The sequence below is a fragment of the Flavobacterium tegetincola DSM 22377 genome (genome assembly GCF_000425485.1).
Taxonomy (GTDB): domain Bacteria; phylum Bacteroidota; class Bacteroidia; order Flavobacteriales; family Flavobacteriaceae; genus Flavobacterium; species Flavobacterium tegetincola.
The window spans coordinates 296,350-305,895 of record NZ_AUDN01000007.1; the positions used below are offsets into that span (position 1 = coordinate 296,350).

Below are 9,546 nucleotides of genomic sequence, written 5' to 3' on the forward strand. Positions count from 1 at the left end.
CGGAATATGAGTTAATGTTTGGGAATAATTTGAACACCTATAAATCTAACACGCTTTGAAATTTAAACAGGCACATCGTGCTGAATAAATTTCTGTTCTATTTAAACTTAAAATACCCTAATTTAAAAAGAAAAGTACCATGAAAAGTGCCTTTAATGAAAATGATACTGCCGAATTTATAAACCGAATTCATCACTTGTCCGAAACATCCAAACCACAATGGGGAAAAATGGATGTAGCAAAAATGGTTGCACATTGTAATGTGACTTATGAAAAAATGTACGACGCCAATCACCCAAAATCAAATGCGTTAAAAAAAATGCTACTCAAAATGTTTGTCAAAAACACCGTAGTAAATGAGGTGCCTTATAAAAAGAACGGCCCCACTGCACCGGAATTCATTATCAAAGACGATAGGAATTTTGACACCGAAAAAAAGCGATTAATCGATTACATTACCAAAACGCAGCAACTTGGCGGACCTTATTTTGATGGCAAAGAATCGCATTCATTTGGTACTTTAAACCAACAAGAATGGAACAATATGTTAGTCAAACATCTTGATCATCATTTGACACAATTTGGTGTATAATAGTAGTTTTGAAGTATAAAAAAAAACGACATGAAAAAATATATCTTACTGACCTTATTGCTATTAACCAGTTTATGTAAAGCAGCACATAAAGTCAAGATCTACTATGAACAACATAAAGATGGGTACAGTATTTATGCCGATAATGATGAATTTTGTCCGATGAGCATCAAGGTGCCTTTTACACTAGAAAATTTAAATCTTGCAGGAGAAAATAATGCAATTTATATAGTGAATGCCAAAACCAAGCGCCAATTACTTACCACGCTTAAAATTACCAAACGTGGAAAAGCCTATAAAGTTTCCTATAAATATTGGAGCAATTACGGTACACACGATAATAAAGATTTTGACATTGATTACGTGTACGATCTGCCTTATAAAAAATCCAATACATTTAAAATTCATCAAGGATACAATGGTGCTTTTTCCCATCGCAATGAAAATTTATTAGATTTTACAATGCCTATTGGAACCGAATTATTGGCCGTTAGAGCAGGAATAGTCATTCGAGTAGTGGATAGCAATGACAAAGGTTGTGCAAATGAAGAGTGTAAAAAGTTCAGTAACTTTATAACCCTATACCATTCGGACGGTACCTTTGCGGAGTATGCACATATCAGGCAGAACGGCTCAGAAGTAAAAATAGGAGATCATATCGATAAAGGGCAATTGATTGGATACAGTGGAAATGTGGGTTGGACTACTGGACCCCATTTACATCTTGTACTGTTCAATCAAAATATAGACCATCGAGAAACATTGAAAACAAAATTTAGAACAGGAGACGGAAGTACCATTGAATACCTTGAGGAAAAGAAAGCGTACTTAAGAAACTATTAAAGTTCAGGAATACCAACCTTAAATGTACTTTAATCAAGAAACAATTTACGCTGTATTTTTAAAAACAAGTTCAAATAATCTGGATCAGAAAACGTAAACAGACATTACAATGAAATTAACTCAAAAACACATAAAAAAGGGATTTGTTCTTGCTGGACTGATGAATATTGGAGGCGTATTGATTTTTTCAAGGTTTTTTACCAATACCGTTATTCCAGAAACCGACCCGACAGTTATGTCTCATTTTGGTTTACTGATGATTGTAGTGTGGGGAATTGCTTTCCTGGCCATGTCTCAAAAATACAAACCACTCAAGTGGCTTATTGGAGTATTCATTATTGAAAAATTAATATACGGCGTTACTTGGACTTTATGGATGATCAAAAACGATCTTGCTGCTGTGTATCAAAAAGATGTGATGGCAGGAATTTTTTACACCATTTACGGAATCAACGACTGGATTTTCTTTCTATTTTTTGGAATTGTATTTATAAAATTATCCAAGTCGCCACAAAGCAATTCATTAATTAACTAAAAACTGCCGTTAATGAAAAACGGTATTTACAATGTACGTACGCAATTAAGACATTGAGTGGACCTATGTATGAATTAAAATTGTACAGTCAAGAATATAAAAAATAAGCAGGTCCTGATTTTTTTAGTTTTACGTCCTTTTTCTCTTTAAAATATAGCTGTGGATTTAAGGTTTAAATCACGTTTTATTTTAAAGTTACACCTTGATTTTACTTTGAATATTAATGCACTATTATTTTTATATAAAATTACTTTTGTATTGTAAAATTAATTATATTTGTCTCACTATAAAACGGTTAGAACTTATCTAATTTTATTTTATAGTTAAGTTAAGCTTACATTTATTCGAATCCATTTTAAATAAATATAGTATGCCGAAAAAAACTAAATTACCAAAAGCCATTTCTGCTTCTGAATTGGCATCTCAGTATTACGACAATGCTGACATTAAAATTTTGCTCAAAATTTCAGCTTCCACTGTTTACCGATGGCGGAATAAAGAAATTTTAAAGTTTTCTAAAATTGGTCCTAAATTCTTTTATCCCAAAGCCGTCATAGAGCGTTTGATGGCAATTAGAAATGAATAAAAGACATTGTACTTATTTTTAAAACTCGTGACGAAACCGTTCCATAAAGGAACGGTTTTTTTATGCTTTAGTCCTATGATGTAAAAATAGCATATCCATTATACTTCCTTCGGTGCTTGTTCGAGGATTGTTGTTTAAAAGTGCATTTATTCGAACAATCCTCGAACAATCCTCGAACAAACTAGGTCTAAAAGTACTACATGCGTTCAAACATGTTCAAAAGCGGTCATAAGCGGTCAAAAGCGGTCATGATTTACAGGTATTGTTTTTTGTGCTACATTCGCTATACCAACACCACTTAAAGGCTTGGAAAAAAGAGTTTTAACCCAAAATAATCAAATTATGGGAACGTACAAAAAAGGAATTTTAGGCGCATTTTCAGGTACCGTAGGGCCAATAGTAGGTGCGAGTTTTAGAGGTAAAAGACGTGATTAGAAGCCGTCCAAAAAAAAGCAGTAAACCTGCCACAGAACCACAACTAATGCAAAGGGCAATATTTGCCAAAGCCATTCAGTTTTTAACCCCTGCCAATGCCATTATCTCAGACTATTATGGCACACCATCGGGATCAAAGTCCCGGTTTAATATGGCAATGTCTTACCACATTACAGAAGCAATAAATTATGTAGCAGACAAAGCCGTAGTGGATTATACTAAAGTAGTGTATACCAAAGGAAACTTACTCAATGCCCAAAATCTAATATGTCAAGCAGCAGCCGGTGCATTATTAGAGCTTACTTGGACTAATAACTCAGGGCAAGGAGAGGCCAAATCAACAGATAAACTTATGATTATAGTAGTTGAAGAAGCTACCCAAAATTATGAATTTTTTCTGAAGGTGGATACACGAGATAGTGGCATATATAACGTTAATTTGCCTGCTTATCTTACGGGTGCTGCGGTGCACGTTTATGCGTTTATGGCTTCCGAAGACGGAAAAATCAATTCTACGAGCCAGCATTTGGGAATGTTTACAGTGGTGTAATGGTTTAACTGTTTAAGTAGTAATACCTCAAAGATGTAGATCTTTGAGGTATTTTTGTGAGTAGTAGTTTTTTAGTATTTAAAACAGTAAATTACACTTAAAAATGAATACTTAATCGTTAAAGATAAGTTGGTTACCGTATAGCAATTCTTTTAATAGTTCTAGTATGGTAAAATAGCTTTTTAAAACAATATATGATATGAAATGGTCTGCAAAAATAATCACACATCAAAATGAAAAGCGAATTGCCGTTTATTTTGAAAAGACTCCAGACCTTATAGCCCGGATAAAAATGTTTGAGGGTGCCCGATGGAGCCAAAGCTTAAAGTGTTGGCATGTGCCGTTCACGGATGAAAATTGCATTCGGTTTAAAATAGACATTCCAATATCAAGAACACCTTCAGCTGAAGTTATGGTACAGATCACTTCTTTTCAGTATTATTTAAAATCCAAAAGATACAGCAAAAACACAATTAAAACATATACCGACGCTTTAAAAAGTTTTCTTGTGTTCTTTGACCCTAAACCGGCAAATGAAATTACGAATGATGATGTAATAAAATACAATAATCAATATGTTTTAGCCAATAGGTTTTCTGCATCTTATCAAAATCAGATTGTAAATTCTATCAAGCTTTATTTCAGTTCAATCCAAAATAAAGCAATCATTGTAGATAAAATTCATCGTCCAAGACCTGAACATAAATTGCCCAATGTATTGAGTAAAGAAGAAGTTAAAACTATTTTAAATGCACCCACCAATATAAAGCACAAGATGATGTTGAGTTTAATTTACAGTTGCGGCCTACGCTCTGGCGAATTAATTGCATTAAAACCTGCAAACATAGATTCTAAAAGAAACATCGTTCTCATTCAAAATTCAAAAGGTAAAAAAGACAGGATTGTTACATTGAGTTCAAAAATTTTGGAAATGCTACGCGAATACTATATTACTTATAAACCTATTCTCTATTTATTTGAAGGTCAAAAATCAGGAAATCCTTACGACGCAAGGAGTTTACAACAAGTATTAAAACAAGCAATAGCTAAAACTGGAATAAAAAAACCTGTAACATTACACTGGTTGCGGCACAGTTATGCTACTCATTTACTAGAAAGTGGCACAGATTTACGCTACATTCAAGAACTATTAGGGCACAATAGCAGTAAAACTACTGAAATTTATACACATGTAAGTACCAAAAATATTCAACAAATAAAAAGTCCTTTTGATGATTTATGAAAAAATTAAGTATATTTACAAAACAAATAAGACGCTAAAAAGTAGCGTGTATACATCCATTTTTGGGTGTATTGGCGCTACTTTGTAGCGTGTATATACAAGTTAGCTTTAATGCATTAGCAAGTTTTCGAAATCGGAATTCTAAAACAGAAAAAGGAATTTTAAATTACTAAAAAATAAAAAAATGGAAACAGATAAAAGAAATTTCATAAAAAATCCATCGATAAAGAATTTGGTTTTATTTACTTTATTGTGGTTTGTTGGAATATTATTACTGACATTAAGCACAACTGATTTGTTTACTGAAAGTTTTTTTCGAAAAAAGTATGTTATGATTTACTTTTTAATGACAAGTTCAACAATAGCGACAGGGAGACTTTACTTTAATTATTGGAAAAATAAAAATCTGAATTCTCACTCAAATGCGGAATAAAAATCATGGCGGAGTTTTTAGCTCGTTTGTGGAATCGAAATCTGAATTGAAAAGGGCAATTTCACCCAATCGGAATTTGGCAAATTGAGGAATTGTTTACTCGTAATCTGAATTAAAAATATTACAGAGTTTGAGTACGTTTACGGAATGAAAATCGAGCTGAATAACACATAAAATGCGGAATTAAAAAGCAGATTGAAAAAAGAAAATAATAACGAGAAATTAATCGAAAAAAAAGCACTAAAAGCTAACACCGTACATAATTAATTGCTTGATAATCGCTTACTTTGGAAAGTCCTCGCGCACTTTTTATTCTGTAGTTATTTATTATCTTTAGTGATTAACCGTCGCAACTAACCATGTACAAACACGTTAGCAGAAAATTTTAGAAAAATCTCGTAATATTCAAATATTTTTTAATTATTAACATATCATATCGTTAAAAAAATGATTGAAACATTACAGTTTTGCCGTAAATATTGTTAATTACAAGAATATTTATTAACAATATGGTTTTTGTATTGAAATATTATTTATTTTTGTAAGAATAAGTTACGTTCTTTACAATTTTAATGATAGATTTTTTACTAAACAGACAAATCATTTGGAGATACATTGAATTCATTCAAAGAAATATGAAAGGTTAGTAAAATCAAAAAGTTGATTTTTTTCAACAGGGCGGTACAAAGCTAACTTAAATCCAAAATTGTACCTAAAGTTATCGTCCTTACGCTAATACGTATTAATAATAAGGTATAAATATCGCTTATGAAAACAACAAAACTATTTTTTACTGTAATATTATTATCAGCATTTATGTTTACTTCTTGTGGTGAAGAAGTAACTACTAGAGAAGAAACTGTGAGTACATTCCAATTTGCGAAGACCAGCGAAATGTTAGATTTTGAAGCATCTTTAAAAACTTGGTTTCAAGCTAAAAGAGAAACACAAAATGGTCAAATGAGTGCAAAAACTAATACTGATTTAGAAAAAAAAGTTACTCAAGATGCTCAAAATCTTTTAGTTTCAATAGGCGAAAATGATTTATCTAAAAAAACTAATCAGTCAACTGATGAAATTATTAGAGTAACAATGAAAGCTTATTCTAAAAAGCTAACTGAAATGTATAAAAATTCAAATAAATAATAAGGATGAAAAAATTATTTATAATTTTTGTATTCTTTATTAGTTTACAAATACACAGTCAAAAGTCTGTTGAAATTTATAATTTTTCAACCTACACAGTCAGAATAAATACAATTTTGACGAAACCACTCACAACAAATTATCCTTGGTATGCAAGTGTTTCTCCAAATTTTATAGAAATTCTACCAGGTGATTCATATTTTATAGAAAATGCTACAAATCAATTTCGTTTTCCATTTTTTTCTCCAAATAGTTCTCCTCAAATAACTAATTGGCGTAGAGTTTTAGCACCAGCAGTTCCGGGTGGTAATAGCAATTGGTCAAATATTTCAAGTAATGCCGCTTGGATATTAGGTAATAGTCAGTTTTTTAATTATTTAAACCTATCTGTTTTTAATGGTAGTAGTTTTTTTGGAAGTTGCGATATTGGATTAATTCAACCATATTTTATGTCTCCATTTGGTTGGGAAAGCTTTTATGACAACTTTTCTTCAGGTAATACAATAATTGATACTGTTTTAATAATGTAAATTTAAATAAAAGATTATGAAAAAAATAATATTATTTGCGATGCTATTTATTAGCTTGCATAACTATGCACAAAAAACTTTAGAAATTTATAATTTTACAAGTAGTTCTGTAGTTATTTATGATATATTCACGAAACCTACAGCAGGTATGTATCCTGAATTTCATAGTAAACCATACGGTGGTATAACAATATTACCAGGAGATTCTTATATATTAGAAAATACAACTAACGTTTTTCGTTTTCCTTTTAATTCACCTTCAAGTATTCCATTTATAAATATTTGGGAAAGATTAAATTCTGCAACTTCTGTTACAAATTTAAATTCAAATATTGCTTGGACATTAGGTAATAGTCAAGTTTACAAAGGAATGATATTTCAATTTGGTAGTACTTGGAATAATTTCACTCCATTAACAGCAAGTGAAGTATATCCTGGTGTTGGTTTTGATGTTTATTACGATTATTCAAATCCAGCAACAAATGTTAATTTTTATACAAACGTTTTCATATAATAAACAAAACATCAACGATAATAAATATTATCGTTGATGTTTATAATAAAATCTAAAATGAAATCAATATTTAAAAAACTTTTTGTAATTTATTTATTTATAAATTGTTATAATGTTTCGGCACAATTTAACTTTCAACGAAGTTGGGGTACATATTTTGGTGATGAACGTTTTATATTCAGTAAAAGTGTAGTCGATAATGTGGGTAATTTATACATTGTAGGAACTATTAAGGGTTCAGATTTAACAAATCTAACAAATTTTACTAACACAAATTCTTATCATCAAAATTATGGCGGAGGTTCTTACGATGGATTTTTAATAAAATTTAGTCCACAAGGCAACATTATTTGGGGTACATTTATTGGTGGTGAAAGTGATGATTATGTAGGCGATATAACAATTGATGAAAATAATAATTTATATTTAATTGGTGTTACTTTTAGTAATACAAATATAAGTACTGTAGGTAGTTTTCAAGAAAACAATCAAGGTAATGGTGATTTTTTTATTTCAAAATTTAATGAAAATGGTTTAGTTATTTGGAGTACTTATTATGGGGGTATTGGAGGAGAAATTGTTAGTAATGGTGGTTTCAACGATGTAGGACGTATATTAAAAATAACATATGACCGTAACAATAGTATATATATTGCTGGTGTTTCTACTACAAATAATCTATCAACTACAAATGTTTTTCAAGAAACAAATCTAAATAATACTTCAAATAATATAATAGCTAAATTTAACTCGCTGACAAGTAGTAGAATTTGGTGTACATATTTTGGATTGAATACAAATATTCGTTCTATTGTTGCAGACGCAAACGCTGTTTATGTTTCAGGTAACACAGTTGATTGTCCTCCAAATAATACTTATAATACATATTATGGCACTTCAAATGGCTTTAAACCAACACCAAGTAATTGTGTTGATTTGTATTTAAACAAATTTAATAGCTTAAACGGTCAAAGAGTTTGGGGTACATACTATGGTGGATCAAGTAGTGAATTAACAAACAATAAATCTCTTGCTTTAATTGAAAGTAAATTGTATTTTTCAGGATTATCAAGTAATTCCAATAATCAAAATGTTACAACTTCTGGCAGTTTTCAACCTACTAATAATGGTGCAAGTGCTTTTATAGCTGAATTTAACGAAAATGGTACTCGTAATTATGCAACTTTTTTAGGCAACTTAAATAGCACTAATAATCAACCTGGTGGTATTTCAAATATTGTTGTTGATGCGCAAGGTGATTATTATAGTTTTGGAGAAAGTAATATGATAGATAAAGCTACTCCAGATGGTTTTAAAATTAACCCAAATAATACAAATTCGAGAGATATGTTTTTTGTTAAATTTAATGGTTCTACAAATCAAAGAATTTGGGGTTCTTATTATGGTGGTGTTCATGAAGAATTTGATACTTCACTTCAACCTTATAAAATTGGTAGTTCATCTAATTTTTATATTATTGGAAACACACAAAGTCTTGAACAAATTTCTACTTCAAACGCTTTACAATCAAATAAAATGGTTTTTGATTTAATAAATTTCTCACCAATTACTGCTACAAATATTTTTATTACTCATTTTGAACCATTACCATTGTCAACTATAAATTTTAATTATAGTTCGGTTTCAATTTTTCCAAATCCAAGTAATGGTATTATAGAAATAACTTTTGATAACAATAACTTTACAAATTCAAAATTAGAATTATTTGATATTACGGGAAAACTAATAAATACTTTAGAATTAAATAATAAATATAATACTATAACTTTAGGTAATATTTCAAAAGGAATTTATTTAGCCAAAATTTCTGATGGAGAAAATGTTTCAATTACAAAAAAAATTATAATTAATTAAATCTTCTGCTAACAGCTAAGGTTTCGTTGCGTTCGGAGAACGAACAATGAAACCTGTGTTGAACGGAACCGATTACATGCCGTCAACACTTATGGAGTTATCGTAAAGCGTTTTGAAGAATATCAAGAGGATTAGATGATCCTCTTTTTTTATGCAGTAAAATCGGGATCATTTTTTAGTGTTTACCTTCACTTTTGAGCACAGTGCCCTTACCCATTCCAAGTTAATTTTGGTGGGACTTTGCCTTTTGGCTAACGCCAAGAT

11 protein-coding genes are annotated in these 9,546 nt (G+C 30.4%); all 11 read left to right on the forward strand.

The features are described from left to right. Nucleotides 1–139: 139 nt before the first annotated feature. Nucleotides 140–592, forward strand: a complete 453-nt coding sequence (locus tag H602_RS0101465; RefSeq protein WP_026976422.1) for a DUF1569 domain-containing protein — start codon at nucleotides 140–142, stop codon at nucleotides 590–592. A 30-nt stretch (nucleotides 593–622) separates the two neighbouring features. Beyond that, entirely contained in the window at nucleotides 623–1,435 is an 813-nt protein-coding gene (locus tag H602_RS20410; protein ID WP_035758646.1) for a M23 family metallopeptidase, read from the forward strand. A 109-nt stretch (nucleotides 1,436–1,544) separates the two neighbouring features. Continuing rightward, complete coding sequence (locus tag H602_RS0101475) at nucleotides 1,545–1,970, forward strand: hypothetical protein (RefSeq protein ID WP_026976423.1); 426 nt, start codon at nucleotides 1,545–1,547, stop codon at nucleotides 1,968–1,970. 370 nt (nucleotides 1,971–2,340) lie between these two features. Next, the gene (locus H602_RS17995) at nucleotides 2,341–2,556 is read left to right on the forward strand and encodes a helix-turn-helix domain-containing protein (RefSeq protein WP_035758649.1); all 216 of its coding nucleotides are present in this window, start codon (nucleotides 2,341–2,343) and stop codon (nucleotides 2,554–2,556) included. 481 nt (nucleotides 2,557–3,037) lie between these two features. Beyond that, the gene (locus tag H602_RS18000) at nucleotides 3,038–3,541 is read left to right on the forward strand and encodes a DUF6266 family protein (RefSeq protein WP_157504808.1); all 504 of its coding nucleotides are present in this window, start codon (nucleotides 3,038–3,040) and stop codon (nucleotides 3,539–3,541) included. Nucleotides 3,542–3,740: 199 nt separating this feature from the next. Then, nucleotides 3,741–4,784, forward strand: coding sequence for a site-specific tyrosine recombinase/integron integrase (gene xerA, locus H602_RS0101490; protein ID WP_026976424.1), 1,044 nt, complete (start codon nucleotides 3,741–3,743; stop codon nucleotides 4,782–4,784). Nucleotides 4,785–4,968: 184 nt separating this feature from the next. Continuing rightward, nucleotides 4,969–5,217: a hypothetical protein gene (locus H602_RS0101495; RefSeq protein ID WP_026976425.1), complete on the forward strand. Its 249-nt coding sequence runs from the start codon at nucleotides 4,969–4,971 to the stop codon at nucleotides 5,215–5,217. A 768-nt stretch (nucleotides 5,218–5,985) separates the two neighbouring features. Continuing rightward, a complete protein-coding gene (locus tag H602_RS0101500; RefSeq protein ID WP_157496548.1) occupies nucleotides 5,986–6,363 on the forward strand; it encodes a hypothetical protein in 378 nt (125 codons plus the stop codon). A gap of 5 nt (nucleotides 6,364–6,368) precedes the next feature. After that, a complete protein-coding gene (locus tag H602_RS0101505; protein WP_026717188.1) occupies nucleotides 6,369–6,893 on the forward strand; it encodes a hypothetical protein in 525 nt (174 codons plus the stop codon). 16 nt (nucleotides 6,894–6,909) lie between these two features. After that, the gene (locus tag H602_RS0101510) at nucleotides 6,910–7,407 is read left to right on the forward strand and encodes a hypothetical protein (protein WP_026976426.1); all 498 of its coding nucleotides are present in this window, start codon (nucleotides 6,910–6,912) and stop codon (nucleotides 7,405–7,407) included. A gap of 57 nt (nucleotides 7,408–7,464) precedes the next feature. Beyond that, nucleotides 7,465–9,282, forward strand: a complete 1,818-nt coding sequence (locus H602_RS0101515) for a T9SS type A sorting domain-containing protein (protein ID WP_026717190.1) — start codon at nucleotides 7,465–7,467, stop codon at nucleotides 9,280–9,282. The last annotated feature ends 264 nt before the right edge of the window (nucleotides 9,283–9,546 follow it).

Bases quoted from the DNA above. Each gene is read 5' to 3' on its own strand.
- H602_RS0101475 (WP_026976423.1), top strand. From the start codon at position 1,545: ATGAAATTAACTCAAAAACACATAAAAAAGGGATTTGTTCTTGCTGGA.
- H602_RS0101515 (WP_026717190.1), top strand. From the start codon at position 7,465: ATGAAATCAATATTTAAAAAACTTTTTGTAATTTATTTATTTATAAAT.
- H602_RS17995 (WP_035758649.1), top strand. From the start codon at position 2,341: ATGCCGAAAAAAACTAAATTACCAAAAGCCATTTCTGCTTCTGAATTG.
- H602_RS20410 (WP_035758646.1), top strand. From the start codon at position 623: ATGAAAAAATATATCTTACTGACCTTATTGCTATTAACCAGTTTATGT.
- xerA (WP_026976424.1), top strand. From the start codon at position 3,741: ATGAAATGGTCTGCAAAAATAATCACACATCAAAATGAAAAGCGAATT.
- H602_RS0101495 (WP_026976425.1), top strand. From the start codon at position 4,969: ATGGAAACAGATAAAAGAAATTTCATAAAAAATCCATCGATAAAGAAT.
- H602_RS0101505 (WP_026717188.1), top strand. From the start codon at position 6,369: ATGAAAAAATTATTTATAATTTTTGTATTCTTTATTAGTTTACAAATA.
- H602_RS0101465 (WP_026976422.1), top strand. From the start codon at position 140: ATGAAAAGTGCCTTTAATGAAAATGATACTGCCGAATTTATAAACCGA.
- H602_RS0101500 (WP_157496548.1), top strand. From the start codon at position 5,986: ATGAAAACAACAAAACTATTTTTTACTGTAATATTATTATCAGCATTT.
- H602_RS0101510 (WP_026976426.1), top strand. From the start codon at position 6,910: ATGAAAAAAATAATATTATTTGCGATGCTATTTATTAGCTTGCATAAC.
- H602_RS18000 (WP_157504808.1), top strand. From the start codon at position 3,038: ATGCAAAGGGCAATATTTGCCAAAGCCATTCAGTTTTTAACCCCTGCC.